At 63.1% G+C, this 21,940-nt stretch carries 16 protein-coding genes; 11 read left to right on the forward strand and 5 right to left on the reverse strand.

What is annotated here, in order from left to right; genetic code table 11:
• Window positions 1-6 precede the first annotated feature (6 nt).
• A complete protein-coding gene (locus tag ANTHELSMS3_RS20140; RefSeq protein ID WP_094036427.1) occupies window positions 7-1,176 on the reverse strand; it encodes a pyridoxal phosphate-dependent aminotransferase in 1,170 nt (389 codons plus the stop codon).
• 183 nt (window positions 1,177-1,359) lie between these two features.
• Here ANTHELSMS3_RS20140 and ANTHELSMS3_RS20145 point away from each other — a divergent pair, with 183 nt between their 5' ends.
• The 7 genes from ANTHELSMS3_RS20145 to ANTHELSMS3_RS20175 all read left to right on the forward strand — a co-directional run bounded on the left by ANTHELSMS3_RS20145 (window position 1,360) and on the right by ANTHELSMS3_RS20175 (window position 8,504).
• Window positions 1,360-2,163: a crotonase/enoyl-CoA hydratase family protein gene (locus ANTHELSMS3_RS20145; RefSeq protein ID WP_254694794.1), complete on the forward strand. Its 804-nt coding sequence runs from the start codon at window positions 1,360-1,362 to the stop codon at window positions 2,161-2,163.
• Window positions 2,164-2,184: 21 nt separating this feature from the next.
• A complete protein-coding gene (locus ANTHELSMS3_RS20150; RefSeq protein WP_094036428.1) occupies window positions 2,185-3,063 on the forward strand; it encodes an amidohydrolase family protein in 879 nt (292 codons plus the stop codon).
• Window positions 3,064-3,233: 170 nt separating this feature from the next.
• Window positions 3,234-4,526 carry a flavin-dependent oxidoreductase gene (locus ANTHELSMS3_RS20155; RefSeq protein WP_094036429.1) on the forward strand — a complete coding sequence of 431 codons (1,293 nt, stop codon included), beginning with the start codon at window positions 3,234-3,236 and terminating at the stop codon, window positions 4,524-4,526.
• A gap of 261 nt (window positions 4,527-4,787) precedes the next feature.
• Complete coding sequence (locus tag ANTHELSMS3_RS20160; RefSeq protein ID WP_094036430.1) at window positions 4,788-5,699, forward strand: sugar ABC transporter substrate-binding protein; 912 nt, start codon at window positions 4,788-4,790, stop codon at window positions 5,697-5,699.
• An 87-nt stretch (window positions 5,700-5,786) separates the two neighbouring features.
• Window positions 5,787-6,899 (forward strand): ABC transporter permease, encoded by a 1,113-nt coding sequence (locus ANTHELSMS3_RS20165; protein ID WP_094036431.1) that lies wholly within the window; start codon window positions 5,787-5,789, stop codon window positions 6,897-6,899.
• Window position 6,900: 1 nt separating this feature from the next.
• Entirely contained in the window at window positions 6,901-7,671 is a 771-nt protein-coding gene (locus ANTHELSMS3_RS20170) for an ATP-binding cassette domain-containing protein (RefSeq protein ID WP_094036432.1), read from the forward strand.
• A 137-nt stretch (window positions 7,672-7,808) separates the two neighbouring features.
• Complete coding sequence (locus ANTHELSMS3_RS20175; protein WP_094036433.1) at window positions 7,809-8,504, forward strand: DUF4336 domain-containing protein; 696 nt, start codon at window positions 7,809-7,811, stop codon at window positions 8,502-8,504.
• 331 nt (window positions 8,505-8,835) lie between these two features.
• Here the strand turns inward: ANTHELSMS3_RS20175 and ANTHELSMS3_RS20180 are convergent, their stop codons facing one another.
• The gene (locus ANTHELSMS3_RS20180) at window positions 8,836-10,158 is read right to left on the reverse strand and encodes an aspartate aminotransferase family protein (protein ID WP_094036434.1); all 1,323 of its coding nucleotides are present in this window, start codon (window positions 10,156-10,158) and stop codon (window positions 8,836-8,838) included.
• Entirely contained in the window at window positions 10,155-10,397 is a 243-nt protein-coding gene (locus ANTHELSMS3_RS20185) for a hypothetical protein (protein WP_094036435.1), read from the reverse strand. The genes ANTHELSMS3_RS20180 and ANTHELSMS3_RS20185 overlap by 4 nt, the downstream gene beginning before the upstream one ends.
• 128 nt (window positions 10,398-10,525) lie before the next feature.
• Between ANTHELSMS3_RS20185 and ANTHELSMS3_RS20190 the strand changes: the two genes are divergently transcribed.
• From ANTHELSMS3_RS20190 to ANTHELSMS3_RS20205, 4 genes are all read left to right on the forward strand, one after another.
• A complete protein-coding gene (locus tag ANTHELSMS3_RS20190) occupies window positions 10,526-11,389 on the forward strand; it encodes a MurR/RpiR family transcriptional regulator (RefSeq protein WP_094036436.1) in 864 nt (287 codons plus the stop codon).
• 33 nt (window positions 11,390-11,422) lie between these two features.
• Entirely contained in the window at window positions 11,423-12,388 is a 966-nt protein-coding gene (locus ANTHELSMS3_RS20195; protein WP_094036437.1) for a TAXI family TRAP transporter solute-binding subunit, read from the forward strand.
• Window positions 12,389-12,622: 234 nt separating this feature from the next.
• Window positions 12,623-15,247: a TRAP transporter permease gene (locus ANTHELSMS3_RS20200; RefSeq protein ID WP_094037265.1), complete on the forward strand. Its 2,625-nt coding sequence runs from the start codon at window positions 12,623-12,625 to the stop codon at window positions 15,245-15,247.
• Between the two features lie 21 nt (window positions 15,248-15,268).
• A complete protein-coding gene (locus tag ANTHELSMS3_RS20205) occupies window positions 15,269-15,688 on the forward strand; it encodes a universal stress protein (RefSeq protein WP_094036438.1) in 420 nt (139 codons plus the stop codon).
• A 250-nt stretch (window positions 15,689-15,938) separates the two neighbouring features.
• Here the strand turns inward: ANTHELSMS3_RS20205 and ANTHELSMS3_RS20210 are convergent, their stop codons facing one another.
• Complete coding sequence (locus tag ANTHELSMS3_RS20210; protein WP_094036439.1) at window positions 15,939-20,000, reverse strand: translocation/assembly module TamB domain-containing protein; 4,062 nt, start codon at window positions 19,998-20,000, stop codon at window positions 15,939-15,941.
• Window positions 20,000-21,883 carry an autotransporter assembly complex protein TamA gene (locus ANTHELSMS3_RS20215; RefSeq protein ID WP_094036440.1) on the reverse strand — a complete coding sequence of 628 codons (1,884 nt, stop codon included), beginning with the start codon at window positions 21,881-21,883 and terminating at the stop codon, window positions 20,000-20,002. Before ANTHELSMS3_RS20215 ends, ANTHELSMS3_RS20210 begins: the two co-directional genes overlap by 1 nt.
• Window positions 21,884-21,940 lie beyond the last annotated feature (57 nt).

The raw sequence follows: 21,940 nt of genomic DNA on the forward strand, positions 1-21,940 counted from the left end.
CTTTCGTCACAGAAGTTTGCGGATGCGCGACAGCGCCTCCAGAATGTTGTCGGTCGAATTGGCGTAGGAAAAGCGCAGATAGCCCTCTCCCCACGCGCCAAAAGAGGTGCCCGCCACCGTCGCCACGCCCGCCTCTTCCAGGAACCGCGTCTCTGCCTGCTTGGAGGTCATGCCGGTGCCTTCGACGTTCGGGAACGCATAAAACGCCCCCGCCGCATCGGCACAGCGTATCCCCGGCAGCGCGTTAAGTTCGCGCACGATGACCTGACGCCGTTCGTCAAAGGCGGCAACCATGTCGCGCACCGCGTCCTGCGGACCCTCCAGTGCCGCGATCCCGGCGTATTGCGTCGCCGCGTTGACGCAGGAATGATCATTGATACACAGCCGCGTGGCGTGGTCCACCAAGGCGTCCGGCCAGACCGCATAGCCCAACCGCCAGCCGGTCATCGCATAGGTCTTGGACCAGCCGTCCAGCATGATCAACCGGTCGCGGATTTCCGGGTAGTTCAGCAGTGAGGTGTGTTCGCGCCCGCCATAGAGCATGTTGGAATAGATTTCATCCGACATCAACGCGACCTGCGGATGATCCGCCAGACCGGCAACCAGTTTGTCGATCTCCGCCTTGGGGGTCACGCCTCCGGTGGGGTTGGCGGGTGAGTTGATGATGATCAACCGCGTTTTGTCAGTGATCTGGCCCAGGACCTCTTCAGCGTTGAAGGCAAAGCCGTTTTCTTCCTTCAGTGCAATCGGCACCGGGGTCGCGCCGGAATACTTGATGACGCTCTCGTAGATCGGGAAACCGGGGTTGGGATACATGATCTCTGCCCCCGGTTCGCCGAACATCAACACCGCAAAGAACATGGTCGGCTTGCCACCCGGGACCACCACCACATTGTCGGGGTTCACCTCGGCGCCATGCCTACGGTGCAGATCGGCGGCCACCGCCTGCCGCAGCGCGGGCAGACCGTTGGCGGGGGTATAGCCGTGATGGCCGTCGCGCAGCGCCTTGATCCCGGCCTCGACGATATGTGTCGGTGTCTGGAAATCCGGCTGGCCGATGCCAAGGTTGATGATGTCGTGGCCTTCTGCAGCCAATTTGCCAGCGCGTGCCAGAACGACAAAGGCAGATTCAGTGCCCAGCCGCGACAATCCAGCAGCAAGTTTCAGTTCGGTCATGGTCCCTCCCCGGCCCCCTCGGGCCCCCGTTTGCAATTTTGGTATACCGGAATGCAGGCGAGGAAAAGCGACAAAGCCTCCGGGTGCTGCGCCACCTCGAGATTGACTCGCTCCTCAAATATTGTTTACTTGGAAACCAAATTCTCGACAATTCTGGCGACCGAACAGCAGGAGCATTCCGCGATGACAGCGCATCCGCAGACCATGGGCGACGGCCTGATCACCTATTCGGTTGACGGTGACGTGGCGCTGATCGGTCTGAACCGCCCGGACAAACGCAACGCCCTGTCGGATCGTTTCGTGATCGCCCTTGGCGCGGCGGTGGCCCGCGCCACGGCAGAGGCCCGCGCCGCTGTCCTGCATGGCCACGGCACACACTTCTGCGCCGGGCTGGACCTTGCCGAACATTCGGAAAAGCCGCTGTTTGAGGCGGTCAAAGGCTCGCGTCTCTGGCACCGCACGTTCGAAACCATCGAAATGGGAGAGATCCCGTTTGTCTGCGCCATTACCGGGGCGGCGGTGGGCGGCGGGTTCGAACTGGCCGCCAGCAGCCATATCCGCGTGGCCGAAGAAACGGCGTTCTTTGCCCTGCCCGAAGGCACGCGCGGCATCTTTGTCGGCGGCGGCGGATCGGTCCGCATCTCCCGGTTGATCGGGTCCGCTCGGATGGGGGACATGATGCTGACGGGCCGGTCGGTGTCGGCTACAGACATGGAACGCTGGGGCGGCGTGTCCTATGTCGTGCCCGCCGGCACCGCGCTGGAGCGCGCGACAGAGATCGCCCACCGCATGGCGCAGAACGCTGAATTCACCAACTACGCCATCCTGAACGCACTGCCCCGCATCGCCGACATGTCCGCCGACAGCGGCCTGTTCACAGAGGCAATGGTGGCCTCACTGGCCACCATGACGCCCGAGGCCAAACAACGCCTGAAGGATTTTCTGGAAAAACGCAGCCCCAAGGTGCAAGCGCCCGACGCGCACTAAGGCCCACCGGGAGGATTTACCATGTTAAACGCCGACGATCTGATCGCCATAGACTTTCACACCCATGCCGAGGAACCCTGCTGCGGCCCGCGCGACGATGGCTACGACGACTTCCAGGCCGGTATGGCGAAATACTTCAAGAACCCCGCCGGGGCCTCCGGCATGCTGCCCTCCGTTCAGCAAACTGCCGAGTACTTCCGCGAGCGCCGCATCGGCGCGGTGATCTTTCCGGTCGATGCCGAACGCGAAACCGGTTTCCGGCGCTACTCGAACGAAGAAGTGGCCCAGATCGCCGCCGAGAACGACGACATTCTGATCCCCTTTGCCAGCATCGATCCGGCCAAGGGCAAGGCTGGCGCGCGAGAGGCCCGCCGCCTTGTCAAGGAGTTCGGCGTAAAGGGGTTCAAGTTTCACCCCACGATGCAGGGCTTCTATCCCAATGAACGCTGGGCCTACCCGCTCTACGAGGCCATCGCCGACGAAGGCGCAATCATGCTCTTTCACACCGGCCAGACAGGCGTCGGATCGGGCATGCGCGGCGGCATGGGAATGCGGCTGAAATACTCCAACCCGGTGCACGTCGACGACGTCGCGGTCGATTTCCCCGACACGCCCATCGTGCTGGCCCACCCCTCGTTCCCTTGGACAGAAGAGGGGCTGATGGTCGCCCAGCACAAACCCAACGTCTACATCGATATGTCCGGCTGGTCGCCGAAATATTTCCCCAAGATCTTCGTGCAATACGCCAACACGATCCTGCGCAAAAAGATGCTGTTCGGCTCCGACTGGCCCGCGATTACCCCCGACCGCTGGCTCAAGGACTTCGAAGCGCTCGACATCCGCGAAGAGGTGCGCCCACTGATCCTCAAGGACAACGCCCGCCGCCTGCTCAAGATCTGACGCCCTGCCCCCTAACTGCGCTGTCCCCCATGTTTCTTCTGTCCTGAAATATCCCGGGGGCGTTGGCCCCTGGCCAACGGGGGCAGCGCCCCCTCCCGCACCCACCACAAACACCCAAGTTCCAAGCAAGCCACCGCAGAACCCACTGCATCCCCCACACGAGGCCCCACATGACCCCTCCCCACATCCTCATCGCTGGTGGCGGCATCGGCGGTCTGGTAACGGCGTTGACGCTGCACCAGATCGGCCTGCCCTGCACGGTGCTTGAATCCGTCCGTGATCCGAAACCGCTGGGCGTCGGCATCAACCTGCAGCCCAACGCCGTGCGCGAATTATTCGATCTGGGCATCGGCGCGGACCAGCTCGACACGGTCGGTCTGCCCGCCCGCGAATGGGCGTTGGTCGGCCTGAACGGATCCGAGATCCACGCCGAGCCGCGCGGGCTGGAGGCGGGTTATCACTGGCCGCAATACGCCGTCCACCGGGGCCGCTTTCACATGATGCTCTACAAGACGGTGCAGGATCGACTGGGACCGCAGGCCATCCGCACCGGCTGTCGGGTCACGGGTCACGACCAGACCGCCGTCGGTGTGATCGTCCACCTCCAGACAGCCAGTGGTCCGGCGACCGAAACCGCCGCTTTGCTGATCGGGGCCGAGGGCATCCATTCACCTACCCGCGCGCAGATGTATCCCGACCAGCCGCCAATCCACTGGGGCGGCGCGCTGATGTGGCGTGGCACCACGCGCGCCAAACCCATCCGCACCGGGTCCAGCTTTGTCGGGCTTGGCACCTCGCGCCATCGCATGGTGATCTACCCGATCTCGCGTCCTGATGCCGACGGACTGGCAGAGATCAACTGGATCGCCGAACGCACGCTGGACGCTGGCGAGGACTGGTCACAGACCGGTTGGTTCAACGAGGTGCCAATCGACAGCTTTGCGCATCATTTTGACCGGTTCCGCTATGACTGGCTGGATGTGCCCACCCTGATCCGGGGGGCCTCTCGCGCGTTCGAGAACCCGATGATCGACCGCGACCCGATCCCGACATGGGTGCAGGGGCGTGTGGCCCTTCTGGGCGACGCGGCGCATGCGATGTATCCCACCGGATCGAACGGTGCCAGTCAGGCGGTGGTCGATGCCCGCACGCTGGGGGCCTGTCTCGTGGCGCATGGCGTCGGACAGGCCGCGCTAAAGGCATATGACGACAAGCTGTGTGGCCCAGTGTCCAAACTGGTGCTGCGCAACCGTGGCGCTGGCCCATTTGGCCTTCTCGACATCGTCGATGAACGCTGCGGCGGCCATTTCGACGACATTGACGCCGTGCTGCCCGCGACCGAACGCGCGGCTTTTCTGGCCGACTACAAAGCCGCCGCGGGCTTTGCCATCGAGGCGCTGAACGCCGCCCCGCCGACTCTGCCCAAGGACGCAAGGACAATCGGCCCACAGACCGAAACCTGAAAGTTTTCCATCATTATTTCTGCAAGTTTCCATCATGAATGACGGAAACCGGCCCGCCCCGAACGCCATTTGCTCGACGCAGAAGGCACGACTTGTTAGCGATAACGATCCGGATCCGGGGCGGGAGGAGGCGCAGAGAAACTCTGCTGACAAAACCCCGGTGCATTGCTAGGCTTGGCCTCGGAACACGGTCCGGGACAGGGCCGATCCGTCAAGATAAGCCCGGGAATCTGGGCATTCTGTCCAATGGAGGAGACATCAATGAAAAAATTTCTGCTGGCCTCAGCGGCCCTCGCAGTCATGGCATCCGCCGCCGCCGCCGAGCGTTACGTCCTGATCACCCACACGCAGGGAACCGATCCGTTCTGGCCGGTGGTTGAAAAGGGTGCCAAGGACGCAGCCGCCGCAATCGGCGCCGATCTCGAGTATAACTTTGACCCCTCTGGCGACATGTCCGGCATGGCCAAGCTGATCGAAGCGGCCGCCGCAACAGAGCCCGATGGCATCATTGTCTCGCTGCCTGACGCCGACGCGCTTGGCGGCGCAATCCGTGATGCGGTCGATGCCGGCATTCCGGTCATCACCATCAACTCCGGCCTTGAATTCTCCAAGGACGTCGGTGCCCTGATGCATGTGGGCCAGCCTGAATATGACGCAGGCAAGGCTGCCGGTGAACGCGCCAAGGCCGAAGGCGTGACCAACGGCCTGTGCCTCAACCAAGAAGCCTATAACACCGCGCTGGTGGATCGCTGCACCGGCTATTTCGACGCCTTCGGCGCCGAGCTCAACCAGATCGACGTGTCGAACGACGTCACCCAGATCAAGACCCGTACCGCCGCCGCCCTTCAGGCGGACGAGTCCATTGACGGCCTGCTGGCTGCTGGTCCCCACGTCTGCGAAGCGGCCTGGGCCGCCATCGAAGAAGTGGGTGCCGACATCCATCTGGCCTGCTTTGACCTGTCACCCGGTGTTATGGACCTGATCGAGGCGGGCAATGTCGCCTACACGATCGACCAGCAACAACGCCTTCAGGGCTACATGCCGGTCATTGTCCTGCACCTCTACAACACCAACGCAGGGATGTTGCCCGGCTCAAACGTGCCGTCCGGTCCCGGTTTTGTCGACGCAACCAATGCGGGTGACGTCAAATCTCAGGCGGGCGTGAACCGCTGAACGCGGACTCCCACCGGACCATTTGGGGGGACAGACGGCAACGGCTGTCCCCTTTTTTGATACATCCAAACAGCATTGGGGGGTCTCATGTCTGACCGCAGCGAAGCGGACCGACTGGCTCAGGAATCTGCCTTGGCGCGCCTTGTACGCCGCCCGGAGGCGGGTGCCTTCATCGTCATGATCGTCGTGGTGACGATGATCACTTTCGCCTCGGACTTCAAGGCGTTCAACGCGCTGGGGTTGAAGAATAATCTGGCCATCATCGCCCAGTTTGGCATCATCGCCACCGGCGCGGCGCTGCTGATGATCGGCGGCGAATTCGATCTATCCATCGGCTCTATGATCGGCTTTGCGGGCATGTCGATGGCCATGATGCTGAAATGGGGCCTGCCTTTTGGTCTGGGCGAGGCGACGCCGTTCCTTGCCTTCATCATTACCCTCGCCATGACCCTCTCGCTGGGCTGGTTGATCGGCACCATCGTCGTGCGCTCTGGCCTGTCCAGCTTTATCGTCAGCCTTGCGTTCCTATTCTTCCTGCGCGGCACCACAGAAGTGTCGTTTCGCCTGATCAACCAGTCGACGCAGATTTCGGGCCTGCCTGATTTCAAAGAAGAAAGCTGGATCGCATGGGCCTTTGGCGGAGAGGTCTTTGGCTGGATCTATGACGCATGGTTTGCATTGGGCGGCAATATCAACCGCCGGGGCGAACAATGGGTCGACGGCTTTGACGCCCGCGTTTTGTGGTGGCTGATCATCGCGGGACTGGCCTATTTCGTATTGTCGCGCACGCAACTGGGCAACTGGATCTACGCCACCGGCGACAACAAGGACAGCGCGCGCGCCAATGGCGTGCCGGTGAATCGGGTCAAGACCTGCTTGTTCATGTTTACCGCCTTTTGCGCGACCATATTCGCCGCCTGCCAGGTGTTCGATACGAACACCGCCGATGCGGCCAAGGGCAACCTGATGGAGCTGAACGCCATTGCCATCGCGGTTGTGGGCGGCACATTGATGACCGGCGGCTTTGGCTCTGTGATCGGGGTGGCCTTTGGTGCGGTGACCTTTGGCCTAGTGGCCAACGCAGTGTTCTACATCCCATGGCTCGACGGGTCGTTCTACCGTGTCTTCGTGGGTGTCGTCCTGCTGGCCGCCGTCTTTGCCAATGAGCGCATTCGCAAACGCATTACGGGGGGTATCTGATATGACAGAACCATATCTGCGCGTTGAAAATGTCGTCAAGAAATTCGGCCCCTTCATCGCACTCAACGGCGTCAACCTTGAGGTCTATCCGGGTGAGGTTCATGCGTTGTTGGGCGACAACGGGGCCGGGAAATCAACCCTGATCAAGACACTGGCAGGCGTTCACCGCCCCACTTCGGGGCAGTTGTACATCGAGGGCAAGCCGGTCGATTTCCGCAACCCGCGCGATGCCTCGGACGCTGGGATCGGCACAGTTTATCAGGATCTCGCCGTCAACCAGTTGATGAGCGTCACGCGCAACTTCTTCATGGGGCGCGAACTCAAAGGGCCGCTTGGCACCATGAAAATGGATGTCATGGACAAGATCGCCCATGACGAGATGCTCAAGATCGGCATCGACTTTTCCGACCCGACACAGGCGGTGGGCACCATGTCGGGCGGTCAACGCCAGACGCTGGCCATTGCGCGCGCCATCTATTTCGGTGCCAAGGTGCTGATCCTGGATGAGCCGACCTCGGCACTGGGGCAAAAGCAGCAGATGGAAGTGCTCAAGACAATCAAACGCGTGCGCAAGCGTGGCGACATTGCCATCATCTTCATCACCCACAACGAAATCCACTCGCAGCTGGTGGCCGACCGCTACACCTTTCTCGCGTTGGGGCAGGTGATCGGCGCGGGCAAGGCGGGGGAACTCAGCCACGACGAAATCCGCCGCCTGATGGCCGGCGGGGCCGAGATGAAAGACCTAGAGGGAGAACTGGCGGCAATCTGACCCCGGCCCGCGATCTTGCAGGCCCGCCCCTGTAATCGGGGCGGGCGCTACATGTCGCAGTGGCCGTGCATTTGCCTTGAGACAAATGCCCGTCTAGGCTGAACGCATCGCCCACCCAACGCCCTGGACCGACTCTCATGACGTCGCTCATCCTGCTTGGACATGACCTCTGGACCGCCGAAGGCCCCCCAGTCCGCGGCGCGGGCGGCTTTGATTTCCCCACGCGCATGTGCCTTGCCCGGCTGACCGATGGTAGCCTCTGGGTGCATTCCCCCATCGCTCTCGCTGCGCGCCTAAAGGCCGAAATCGACGAGTTGGGCCCAATCCGGCACCTTGTCGCACCCAATGATCTGCACCACAGGTTCCTGGCCGACTGGGCCGCCGCCTTTCCGGCGGCCATCGTCCACGCCGCCCCCGGCGTGGCGCAGAAAAGCCCCGGCGTCGTGGTCGATGACGTTCTGACACCAGAGCCGCCCGCGATCTGGGCAGATCTGTTCCAGCAGGTGATCTTTGGCGGCAACATGATCACGACAGAGGTTGTGTTCTTTCATAACCCCAGCAGCACGCTGATCTTCACCGACCTGCTGCAACAAATGCCCTCAGGGTGGTACAAGGGCTGGCGCGCCTTGGTGGCCCGCGCCGATCTGATGACCGGAGAGCTGCCCTCGGTCCCCCGCAAGTTCCGCATCGCCTTTCGCAATCGCCGTGCTCTGCGCGCCGGGATCGCCAAACTGCGTCGCCTGCCAGTGCAGCAGATCGTCATGGCGCATGGCCCGGTTGTCGAACGCAACGCCGCAAAGGTGCTCGATCATGCTTTTGCGTGGGCGCGCTGACCGGGGCACCGCACGGTGCTGTTACATTTCATCAAGGGTCCACCGGTAAACCCAGCGCCGGTACCACTGAAAACCGGATCATCCCCCCGTTCGGGGGCCCTTTGATCTGCGCAGACCACGGGGGCGACGCCCCTTCGGGCCGGGTTTGACACCCCGGATTGACGATCCGTCCGGCGGCCGCCGTTTTCAGCCTTTCCAGACACGCCAGCATTCCCGCCCGGTCACGCACCGCTGGCGGGCAAAGCGGCTGACTTGTCGCTTCTTCTTTGTCCAAATACTCCCGGGGTGAGGCCGTAGGCCGAGGGGGCAGCGCCCCCTGCCCCGCCCACACCTACAGACCGACCGCCACAAAGGCGCGGGCCAGCTTGTCCACCAGTTCCTGCGCCTGATCCTCGCTCAGGATAAAAGGCGGTGCCAGCAGCACATGCGCGCCGTCCTTGCCGTCGATAGTGCCGCCTCCGGGGTAGCAGATCAGCCCGTCGGCAAAGGCCGCCGCCTTGATCTGCGCATGGATCTTACGGTCCGCATCAATCGGGGCCTTGGTGTCCCGGTCCTGCACCAGTTCCAGCCCCAGAAACAGTCCACGCCCACGGATGTCACCGACATGCGGGTGCTGGCCAAAGCGGTCCTCCAGCATTCCGCGCAGCACCGCACCCATAGGGGCAACGCGCCCCACCAGATCATCGCCCACCAGCCGGTCCAGCACCGCGCCAGCGGCGGCACAGGCGACCGGGTGGCCGACATAGGTGTGGCCATGCTGGAAAAAGCCGCTGCCACCGGCGATCACCTCATGCATCGCCTCGGTACACAGCATCGCGCCGATCGGCTGATAGCCCGCCCCCAACCCTTTGGCGACGCACAGGATATCCGGCGCAACCCCGTCTTGCTCGCAAGCAAACAAAGTGCCCGTCCGACCCATGCCGCACATCACCTCATCAAGGATCATCAAGATGCCGCACCGGTCACAGATCTCTCGGATGCGCCGGAAATAACCCGCAACCGGCGGCACCGCCCCCAGTGTCGCGCCAACCACCGGCTCTGCCACAAAAGCCATGATTTTCTCCGGCCCAACGCGAGTGATTTCCGCCTCGATCTCGGCGATCAGCCGATCACAATACGCGGCCTCACTCTCGCCGTCCTGCTGTCCGCGATAGGCATAGCATGGCGCGACGTGGCTGACCTCCATCAACAACGGCGCAAATGGCGCGCGTCGCCATGCGTTGCCGCCGGTCGCCAGCGCGCCCAGCGTGTTGCCATGATAGCTTTGCCGCCGCGCGATGATGCGGGCGCGGCCTGTGTCGCCGCGTTCCAGATGGTACTGACGCGCCAGTTTCAGCGCCGCCTCCATCGCCTCGGACCCGCCAGAGACCAGATAGGCCCGGTTCAGCGCGCCCGGGGCCAGATCGGTCAGCCGCGCCGCCAACGTCTCTGCCGGCTCAGACGTAAAAAACCCGGTGTGGGCAAAGGCGATCTCGCCCAGCTGGCGCTGAATGGCCTGGGTCACATGCGCGTCGCCATGCCCCAGACAGGACACCGCCGCCCCGCCCGACCCGTCCAGATAGGCCTTGCCTGTGGTGTCGTACAGATAGGCGCCCTCGCCCCGGGCGACCGTGGGCGGAATATGGGTGCTGCTGCGGTGAAAGACATGTGTCATGCGCCGGGTGTCCTTGTCGGCTGAGGGTCCGGATGAATGGCGACCTGCTCCGGCAACGCCGCCCGGAACAGGGCGATGGAGTTCGCCACCCTGATCCGCACCGATTTGGCGCGGGCCTTGCGGATGTTTTCATAGGCGGTCAGGGACAATCCGGCATGGCCGGATTTGACCCGTCTCGCGCCGTTGGGGACAGCCGTGATGATGGGGGACAAGGGCAAGGAATGCGGTTTGAACGCCATGGCGCTGCTGCTTCTCTCGACACACCGCTGACCTTGCGGCAACCCATACTGAAACACATGTTTCCCATATTGACAACAAATAAAACACATGAAACACCTTGAAACACTTGGATTTTCTAGGGGGGACAATGTCGGTCGAGCGTCTGGAGACACGCATTGCCCGCCGCTATGGCAGTCTCAGCCAAAAGTTGCAGGTGGCAGCCGATTACGTCATCGCCCACCCGGTTGAGGTGGCGACGCGGTCCTTGCGGTCCATCTCGTCCGCCAGCGGTGTCTCACCTGCGACCTTTTCCCGGCTCGCCCGTGCGCTGGAGTTCGACAGCTACGAAGCCCTGCGCGAGATGTCGCGTCAGGTGGTCGGCGCGCAGATCGTGACCTTTGCCGAGAAAGCCGCCCAGTTGCGCGCGCCCGCCGAGGGCGAGGCCGCCATGCTGGACCGACAAGTGGGCGCTTGCATGGCCAATCTTGCATCCCTGACGCAGGAAATCGACCGCACCCAGCTGCAAGAGGCGGTGGACCGGCTGGCCCAGGCGCGCCGGGTTCTGGTCTTTGGGGCATTTGCCTCACACGGAGTGGCCGAACATCTGGCCTATCTGACCAACTATATTCAGTCCGACTGGACGGTGATATCGCGCGCGGGAACCCCGCTGGCCGCCAGTCTGGAGACCCTGACCCCGCAGGACGTCCTGCTAGTGATCACAAAGACGCCCTACGCGCGCCGGGCGGTTCTTGCGACCCGCATGGCGCGTGAACAGGGCGCGACAACCCTTGTTCTGACCGACAGCCACGCCAGCCCGGCGTTGATGCATGCCGATATCGGCTTTCGCGTGCCGTCGGACAGCCCGCAGTTCTTTTCATCTTATGTGGCGACTCTGGCGTTTTTGGAAACTTTGGTTGCGATGCTCGTCGCACAATCCCAAGATAACGTCAGCGAAAAGATTCGCCTGGTAGAGGAAAGAAACGAACGCTTGGGAGATTTCTGGGCGGACTAAACCCTCGATCAATAGACCAACAGGAGAGTAAGTATGTATATCAAAGGAAAAATTGCAGCCATGGCGGCAGTTGGCGTGGCACTCAGCGCACCGATGGCTTCGGCTCAGGAATTTATCTCGATCGGCACCGGCGGCGTGACCGGCGTGTACTATCCCACCGGCGGAGCGATCTGCCGTCTGGTGAACAAGTCGCGCAAAGAGCACGGCATTCGCTGCGCCGTGGAATCGACCGGCGGTTCCGTCTACAACATCAACACCATCAAGGCGGGTGAGTTGGAATTCGGCGTCGCCCAATCCGACTGGCAGTACCACGCCTACAACGGCACCTCGACCTTCTCCGACAACCCGTTCCCGGAAATCCGCGCGGTGTTCTCTGTCCACCCCGAACCGTTCACTCTGATCGTGCGCGCGGATAGCGGCATCGAAAACTTTGAGGGCCTTGAAGGCAAGCGCGTGAACATCGGCAACGCAGGCTCCGGCCAGCGCGCCACGATGGAAGTGGTCATGGACGCCTTTGGCTTTACCATGGACAGCTTTGCTCTGGCGACCGAGTACAAAGGCTCGGAGATGGCCAAGCAGCTGTGTGACGGCAACATCGACGCGATGATCTACACCATCGGTCACCCCGCCGCCGCCATCAAAGAGGCCGCGACCACATGTGACGTCAAACTGGTCGACGTTGTGGGTGAGCCCATCGACAAGCTGGTTGGCGACAACCCCTACTACCGCGTCGCAACCATCCCCGCCGGCATGTACACCGGCACCGACGTGGACGTGACCACGTTCGGCGTGGGCGCGACCTTTGTCACCTCGGCCGACGTGTCCGAAGACGTGGTTTATGTCGTGGCCAAGTCCGTGATGGAAAACATCGAAGACTTCCGCCAGCTGCACCCGGCCTTCGAGAACCTCGACCCGGCGCAGATGGTCAAGGACGGCCTGTCGGCCCCGCTGCATGACGGTGCGGCCAAGGCCTACAAAGAACTGGGCCTGATTGAATAACGACGGCCAGATCTGCGGCGGCGGGAATTCCCGCCGCCGCATTTCCTTTGGGCTGTCAAATTTCTTCGAAGATATTTGGAGACGCAGGATCTGCGGCTTTTAGCGCCCGGCGGCACCGTTCTGACCGATAAACAGGCAGATCGCCCGGCCGACCGAGCGCCGACAAATGCCTTCGAAGACATTTGCAAGGCTTTGGCACAGCCTTGCCCAAGAACAACAAAACAGGGGGACACCATGGCCGAGACAAAGGCACAGGACCGCAGCGCCGACGACATGGTCGCAGAGGCCGATACAGGCGCGCGCAATCCGTCGGCCGCATGGCAGGCAAAACTGATCATCGGCACCTGTATCGTCTGGTCGCTATTCCAGCTTTACATCGCCTCCAAGGTGCCCAGCATTCTGGCCACCTCCACCGGCATCAGTTTCTTTGCCAATGTCGTGGCGCAATCGCGCTATGTGCACTTGGCCTTTGCAATCATGCTGGCGACGCTGGCTTTTCCGCTGTCCAAATCCGCCCCTCGCGACCGCATCCCCGCCTACGACTGGGCGCTATTGGTGCTTGGTGTGGCGGCCTGTCTGTACCTTGTGGTCTTCCGCTTTCAGATCGCCGACAGGCCCGGCCTGTGGAGCACCTCTGACGTCGCCATGTCCGCCATCGGCATGTCTGTCCTGATGGTGTCGGTCTATCGTTCATTGGGCTTGCCGCTGGTGATCATCGCCTCCTGTTTTATCCTGTTTGCCTTCTTCGGGGGCTATTCCGAATGGGCGCGCAACATCACCAACTACGGCGGTGCCTCACTGACCAAGGCGCTGGGTCACTACTGGATGCAGACAGAAGGCGTGTTTGGCGTCGCCCTTGGCGTCTCTGCCGACATGATCTTTCTGTTTGTGCTGTTCGGCGCGCTGCTGGACCGCGCGGGAGGTGGCAACTGGTTCATCAAAGTCGCCATCGCCCTCTTGGGCGCGCTGCGTGGCGGCCCGGCCAAGGCGTCGGTGCTGTCCTCCATGCTGACTGGCATGATTTCGGGCTCTTCCATCGCTAACACGGTGACCACCGGCACTTTCACCATCCCGCTCATGAAACGCATCGGCTTTCCGGCGGAAAAGGCCGGCGCGGTTGAGGTGGCATCATCCACCAACGGCCAGCTGACCCCGCCCGTCATGGGCGCCGCGGCCTTCCTGATGGTGGAATATGTCAACATTCCCTACATCGATGTGGTCAAACACGCCTTCCTTCCGGCGGTAATTTCCTACATCGCCCTGCTGTATATCGTGCACCTTGAATCGCTGAAAATGGGCCTGAAGGGTCTGGAAAAGCCGGGCCGCCGCATCGGCGTGCTGATGATCCTGATCCTGTTCCTGTCGGGCTTCATCTTCCTTGGCATCTGTGCCTTCCTGATGGTTGGCCTGCGCGGCATCCTTGACCCGATCATGGGCGACTCGATCTATGCCGCCGTGGCGCTGATTGCGGTGCTCTATGTGGCACTGGTGTCGCTGTCCGCTCGCTATCCCGACATCGAAGAAGACAAAGACACCGATGGCGCGCCCACCGCGCCGCGCCTGACCCCCACCCTGCTCGGCGGGCTCTACTTCTCGATCCCGATCTTCATTCTGGTGTGGAACCTGATGGTGCGCACCGAACACCTTGACCGCCTGTCGCCTGCGCTGTCGGCCTTCTGGGCCACGATCTTCATGATCATCATCGCGCTGACGCACCGCCCGCTCAAGGCGTTCTTTCGCGGCGAAGGCCACGCGGCAGAGCTGGTCGCGGGCTGGCGTGATTTCGTCAATGGGCTGATCCTTGGCGCGCGCAACATGATCGGCATTGGGGTCGCCACCGGTGCCGCAGGCATCATCGTCGGCACCATCTCTCTCACCGGTGCGCATCAGGTCATTGGCCAAGTGATTGAGGTGATCTCTGGCGGGAACCTGATGGTGCTGCTGTTCCTTGTGGCGGTGCTGTCGCTGATCCTTGGCATGGGCCTGCCCACAACCGCCAACTACATCGTTGTCAGTTCCTTGATGGCGCCGGTCATTGTCAGCGTCGGCGCACAATCGGGCCTGATCGTTCCGCTGATCGCGGTGCACATGTTTGTCTTCTACTTCGGGATCCTCGCGGATGACACGCCACCTGTGGGCCTAGCAGCCTATGCGGCGGCGGCGATCAGCCGGGGCGATCCGATCAAGACCGGTATACAGGGCTTTGCCTATGACATCCGCACGGCACTGCTGCCCTTCCTGTTCATCTTCAACACGGACCTGCTGCTGATTGATGTCGGGCTGTTCAAAGCGATCTTCGTCTTCTTCATATCACTTACCGCGATGCTGCTCTTTGCCGCTGCGACGCAGGGGTATTTCATTGCCAAGTCGAAGATGTGGGAAACCGGCGTGCTGTTGCTGATTGCCTTCATGCTGTTCCGACCGGGCTATTTCCTGGATCAGGTGACAGAGAAATACGTCACCGCCGAAGGGCCCGCCGCCCTGACACTGATCGAGGAAACGGCAGAAGGCAAAGACGTGCGGATCACGGTCGAGGGGCCGGACTTCGACACCGCCAAGGTGCGCCCGGTTACCGTTCTGGTGCCTGCCGCCGGTGCGTCGACCCTGTCTGATCAAAGCCTGTCGGTGTTCGAGGAGGACGGAAAACTGCTGCTGGACGAACCCTTTGGCGGACCGGAGTTGATCCAGCCGTTGGGTGGGACAGAGTACGATTACTATGGCGACAGCCCGGTGATCATCACCCGGGTCGAGGTAGAGGCAGATCGAATTCCCAAAGAGATCTTCTTTATCCCGGCGCTGCTGTTGCTGGCAGGCATCGTGCTGATCCAGCGCCGCCGCGCCACCCAAGCCCCGTTCTGACCCAACCCAAGGAGAGACAAGATGTATAGCAAGATCCTTCTGGCGGTTGACCTGAACGACGAAACGGGCGCCGCCAAGCTCGCCCAATACGGCACTGGCTTGGCACGGATGTGCCAGGCAGAGGTCCATGTCATCAGCGTGGTGCCCAACATGGGCTTTGCGCTGGTTGGTTCCGCCTTCAGCGGTGATTTCGCCGGATCCGTACTAGAGGAAACGCGGGTCGCCCTGCACAAATGGGTGGACACGGTACTGGGGATGGAGGCCCATCTGCACATCGAACAGGGCACGGTCTATGACAAGATCATCCGCACCGCGGATGCAATCAAGGCCGACGCAATTGTCGTCGGCGCGCACCGTCCGGAACTGCGCGATTACCTTGTCGGGCCAAATGCCGCCCGTGTGGTCCGCCATGCGAACCAATCGGTGCTGGTGGTGCGCTGACAGGCGCAGCCCCTGCCCCTGATGACGGCTCCCCGGTACCGTCATTGATACCCAAACAAACCAACGGCCGGCGCCTCGCAAGAGCGCCGGCCGTAGTCCGTTTAGACTGCCATCAATCCAAAGAGCCAGCGACATCGCGGCTGCCACACCGACCGCAAACGCACCTGTGGCCGGGGACGGTGGGCGGGGCGACGTCGCAGCCACAGGCTGCGTCGAGCGCCGTTCCCCGTCCCCAATTCACCAATTCCGCTCAGTAATCGCGCTCAAAAAACACGCCGATGCCGCTGGTTCCGTCGGACCCCAGCCGCCCGCGTACGGTCACGTTGGGGTTCACCGTCAGGTTCAGGTTGATCTCGCTCTTGCCCTTGGCGTCCACCGTCACGTCGCTGTACAGGTTTTCACCCAGATAGGCCCCCGCGCGGGCCTCGATCGTGCCGTCGTCGGCGGTGCCAATGTCCAGATCTGACACCCCCAACCCGCTGCGCAGCGATTCCGTCAGGCCCAGCCCGCCGCTCCCCGACAGAGTGCGTACCGCCGAGGCCAGTTGCACCGCCTGCAGAGCCGACAATTCTGTCACCGAGCGGCCAAACAGGAAAAACGACAGCGCCTCATCCTGCGGCAGATCCGGCACAGAGCCCACCACCAGTTCCGGCGAGGATGCAGGCCCCTCGATGGTGATGGTGATGTCTGTATCCTCTACCCGCGTGGTGGCGACAAAGCGCACCACAGGGTCAAAACTGCCGCGCAACGCAACAGAGCCTTCGGTCAGATCCAACCGACGGCCCAGCAGGTCCAGACGGCCCCGGATCAAATCAAACTGCCCCACCGGCACGATGTCCGACGTTGTGCCGCGCAGGCGCAGCGTTCCGCCCAGTTCCGCATCCAGTCCGCGACCGCGCACAAAGATCCGGTTGGTCGCCCGCACGGTCAGATCCAAAGGATAACTGACCGCTGGCCCGGTTGCCGCATCGGCGGCCCCGTCCATCCTGGCAAAGCGCAGGGTCAGCGCCACGTCTTGCGGCATACCCTGATGCTTCAGCCCGTCCAGCGCCGCATAGCTGGCACCGATGTTGGGTATCCGCGCCTCGACCGTTCCCAGATCCACAACGCCGCCGATCCGCGCGCCCCCGGTCAGCGGGCCGTCGATGCGCACCTCTCCGTTGGCCGTCGTCTCGAACAGATCGGGCTGGCGCACCACCGCGTCGCGCAGGCGCAACACCAGCGCCGCATTGAACGGGGCTGCCAGCGTCACGGGCCCCTCCAGGGCGACTCGCCCGCCGCTGTCCAAGGCCCCGGAGAACCCCAGTTCGGCCCGCCCCCCTGACAGGCGCACCTGCCCAGTCAGATCGTTAAGGATGATATTCTGCGCTGGCGCAGCAAAGCGCGCATTCTCGGTCGAAATCACGCCTGACAGGGCCGACAACTGCGGCGGTCCGTTCAGACCCAGATCGAAACTGGCGATGCCGTTTACGACCTGTGGGGCCAGCCGCCCATTGGCCAGCGCCAGCGGCGCAGAGCCGTTCAGGTTCAGGTCGAACCGGCTGAAATCTTCTGCCGCCGTACCGTTCACCCGCGCGCCGATGCCCCCCGGACCGGACCCGTCCAGCGACAATTGCCAGGGGCCACCATCACGCCGTGCGCTGCCGGTGACCTGTGCGGACCCCGGCAGGTCTGGCACCAAGGCGCCTAGGTTGGCCAAGGCAATCACAAGGTTCAAATCCGCCGCCGCCCCGGGTCCGTAGCTGCCGGTCACGCGCCCGTCGATGCCGCTGGCGTCCAGCATGGCCTCACTGATGCTGTAGGCACCATTGGTCTGCCGTGCGACAGTCAGGTCCAGCCGCGTATTGCCCGCCAGCAACGGGTCCACGGTGGCGATCCCAACGCCCAGCCCCTGCCCGCGCACCACCGCCGACAGGTCCAGCGGGCCATTCAGCACTCCGCCCGCGGCTTGCACCTCGATCTGGGCGGCGCCGCGCAGGGCCATCCCGGACAACCGTGTCAAAGGCGCCAGCGATGCCATATCCGCCGTCAATCGGCCGTCCACCGCAGGCCCCTGCAGGCCGCCGGGCGTGACCGTACCAACAAAGCGCGCGTCAATCACCCCGTCCAGCGTCAGTGGGTCGATGGTGATCGGCCCACCGCTGGTGCGCGCCGCCTTGACGCTCACCGCAGTGCGACCCGCCAACAATGGATCGATGTCCGGCAGGCCAAGGCGCAGGTCCGTCGTGCGCCCCTCTGCGCTGACGGTAAAGGCGCTGCCATCCAGACGGCCCTCACCGTTGAGAGTCAGATCCGCAGAGCCGTTCAGCGACTGCCCGGCGAGGTCAGAAAAGGCCGACAGACGTGAGATCGCCGCCTCTAGCCGTCCGGACAGTTTTGGCACCTCGGGCCCAAGATCGACGGTGCCCGCATAGATCAGACGCCCCGCATTCGCCAGCGCACCATCCGCCTCCAGCGTCCACAGATCACCGTTTTGATCGGCGCTGAGGTCCAGCGTAGTCGGGCCGGACAATTCCGGCAGGACCAACGCAGTTTCACGAATGCGCGCGTCAGCCCGCAGGCTGCTGGCGCCGGTGGCCAGCGTGCCGCTGCCCTCGATCCGGGCCTCTGGCGTGATCAGTAACAGCCGATCGGCGCGCAGTCCCGTCTCGTCGCGGACGACGGCCAGTTGCAGGCTGCCAACCCCGGCAATCAGCGGATCGACCTGCGCGATGCCGGTGCCCAACCCCTGCGTGGTGCCATCAATGTTGAGGTCGAAACCGCCTGTGACCGGCAGGACCGCGCCGGTGATTGCCACTTCGGCCGCGCCGCGCAGCGCGATGCCGGACAGCGCGGCAAACCGCGACAGATCCTCGGCCGCCAGACGAATGTCCGGGGTCACGCGCGGGTTCAGGGTTTCGGCCTCTCCCACGGTGACAGAGCCGGTCAGACCATAGTCCGCCCCAGACAGGTCCAGCCCGCTCAGCACCAGTGGTGCGCCGGGTTGCCAGTCAAAATCGAAATTGCCGCGCAGGGCCGTGCCAATCGCCTCGGCCAATGCCTGTTCCGCCGGGGCCAGACCACCGGCGGCCAGACGAAGCCCGCCAGTCACACGGGACGCGGCGCGGTCAATCTCACCTGTGCCGCTCAGCACCAGTCTGTCGGCGCGCCCGGCATCAGCCGTGACCCCGGTGGCATCAAGGCTCAACTGCCAGCCATTGCCCGCGTCGGCGTCAAAGCTGCCCTCCAGCGTCGAGCCCGCGATATAGACCTTTTGCCCCGGCAGCGGCAGCAACACCACTTCGCCATCGGGTGGCACGATCTGTCCCGACAATGCCAACCTCTGCGGCCAGCCATCGCCCGCGATGGCGGCAGAGCCGGTCAGGCGTAGCGCATCGGCCCGCAGGCTCAACTGTTCCAGTGCGACGGCCCCATCGGCCTGACGTGTCGCATCGGCCCGCAGGCGGATGTCATCACCCAGAAACTCTCGGTAGGCCGGGGCAAGCATCGGGGCAAGGTCGCCGCCAATATCCAGTGAAACCTGCTGTGTGTCCGCATCGCCATTGGCGCGCAGCACGATGTCGCCTGCCAGCCGTTCCTCGCCATCCGTGGCCAGCACCAGTTCCGCAGCGAAATCATCAATCGGTGCGTCGCCCTTGAGGCTGAGCGCCACCGAAGGCTCATCCGGCAAGCCAAGCATTCTGGCCACCAGCCCGCCCGCCGGTTCCTGAAATTCGGTGTCGATGCGCAGCACCCGGCTGCTGTTGCTATAGGCCCCAGCGAGCCGCAGGTTGCCGCCCGCGTCCAACCTGTCGATCCGCAAGGTGGCGTCACCTTCACCGCCAGACAGCTGCGCGTTGCCCTGCACCCGCAGAACAAGCGCCTCTTTTGCCACCGGCGCGCCCAGCGCAATTTCTTTCAGGTCCAGCTGTGCCAGATTCAGCGAGACCGGCAATTCCGGCAGCTTGAACGCGCTGCGTGCCTCTGGCGAGGGCGGCGCATCCGTGGCCAGCGGCACCGGCAGGCGCGGCATGTCGATCCGGCCGACGGTAATCTCGTCGATCTCGACCGCGCCGCGCACCAGTGCGGTGCGGGTCCAGATCATCGCCACGTCGCTGGCAGTCAGCCAAACGCCGTCCTCATCGGAAATGACGATCCGGTCGATGGTGGCGCGTGAACTCAGCGCCCCGGCGAACCCCTCGATCCGCACCTCACGGCCTGCGTCGGACAGCGCGTCCTCCAGCAGACCCTGAATATAGCCACGATCATCGCTTTGCGCGACCAGAGCCACCGGCCACAGGACCAGCACCAAGAGAACTCGAAAAAAACGCATCAGAATGCCTGCCCGATCCCGATATAAATCTGAACGCCTTCGCCTGTGTCGCCCGCCACCGGCCCGGCCACGTCAAAGCGGATTGGCCCAACGGGAGTGGCATAGCGAATGCCTAGACCCGCGCCCGCATGCCAGTCTCCGCTGCCATCCGGAAAGCTCTCTGCGCCGACATAGCCCGCGTCGGCAAAGCCCACGACGCCGATGCTGTCGGTCACATCCACGCGCACCTCTGTCGAGATCCCCGCAAAGCTGCGACCGCCCAGCCGGGTGCCAGAGTAATCCACATCCAGCGACTGGTAAGGCTGGCCGCGAACGGTGCCGCCCCCGCCGGAATAGAGCAAATAATCAGGCGGCGCGTCAGCCGCGCTTGGCCCAAACATGCCCGCCAGTTGCAACCGGCCTGCCAGCACCACGGACTCTTCGCTGCCAAAGGCGCGGTAGCCGCGAATATCAAAGGCGTAGCGCCCACCGTTTTCGCCCGTATTGACGATGGCAAACGGTTCCAGCTCTGCGCGCAGATACAGCCCTTCTGTCGGGTCCAGTTTGTCGTCGCGGCGGTCGATGGTCACGGCAGTCGGCAGTGACAGGACCGTCAGCAACCGCGTCGGATCGCCCGGCAGATACAGGTCGGTGATATTCGAGCGGCTGTAGGAGATGCCCACTTCTCCGGTCACCTGCTTGGAAAACGCGCGTGTCACCCCTAGGCCGAAGGTAAAGTTTCGGTCGATGTAGTCATCTTCATCGTCGTAGCTGAGGCCAGTGGTGGCAAAGAACATCGTATTCGGGCCGTAGACGGCCGGCTTCTCAAAACGCGCGGTGACGTCATAATCGGGTTTCATGCCCGAGCCGCCGAGTTGCGCGGCCTCCCCTTCGACCCGAAGCCGTTCGGCCCCGCCAAACAGGTTCCGGTGCAGCCAAAAGGCCGACAGCATTGCCCCCTCGGACGACGACAGTTCCGCGCCAAAGCCAAAACGACGCGGCTTGCGGTCGGTCACTTCGATCAATAGGTCCAGCGTGTCGTCCGGTCCGCCCTCATCGGCCTCTGTCACAGTCACGGACCGAAAGGTGCCGGTAGCCCGCAGACGTTGCGCGGCATCCTCAACCGCGACGGGATCAAAGGTTTCGCCACGCGGAACACCGGCGATCTGGCGAATACGCGCCTCACGCACAGCGCTGTCTGACGTGATCAGAACCTCGCCAAAGCGGAATTGACGCCCCTTGGCCACAGCCAATGCCACGTCCAGCTTGGCAGCCGCGTGTCTGGCAGTGATGCTTTGGTCGGCAATTTCGGCCTTGGCGTAACCCGCGGCACGCCACCCCTCTATCGCGGCCTGCGCGGTGTCGCGGACCACTGTGGCCTGAGCGGGTGCGCCAGCGACGAACCCTTCGGGCAATGGTACGCGCTTATTTGTCGGCGCGACCTGCGTTTTTCCAAAGGTGAACAACTCCCCCGGTTCGACCCGCACCCGCACCTTGTCGATCCGTTTGGGTACGGAGAAAGGCGGGATGGTTGCGGCCTCTTGCCCGTCCAGCGTGATACGCACCACTGCCGAATAGTAGCCCTGCGCATATAGCGCCTCGACAAGGCGCGCATAGTCGCCTTGCGCGGCGGCCAGAACGTCTTGCGGGGCCTTGTCCTCATCCTGCTCCAGCTGCGCCAGAATCGACGCACTGCGCAGGCTGCGCGTCAGCGTGTCCTCATCCGGGCCCGCGACGCTGAACGTCAGGCTGTCAAAACTTTGCGCCGGGAACGGCAGCGCCAGACAAAGGCCGGTCAACGCGGCAAAAACTGTGCCGCGCAGCAGCGCCCGCCCGCGCAGATCGACGTGCGCGGTGCCGCGACGCCGGTCGGCGCGCAATGGTATATCTAGCCCTATTTTCATGCTTCCACCCTATAAGATGTTACGCGGGCGCAAAGAAGCAAATTGCAAAGGTGAGTC

The sequence above is a fragment of the Antarctobacter heliothermus genome (genome assembly GCF_002237555.1).
Taxonomy (GTDB): Bacteria; Pseudomonadota; Alphaproteobacteria; order Rhodobacterales; family Rhodobacteraceae; genus Antarctobacter; species Antarctobacter heliothermus_B.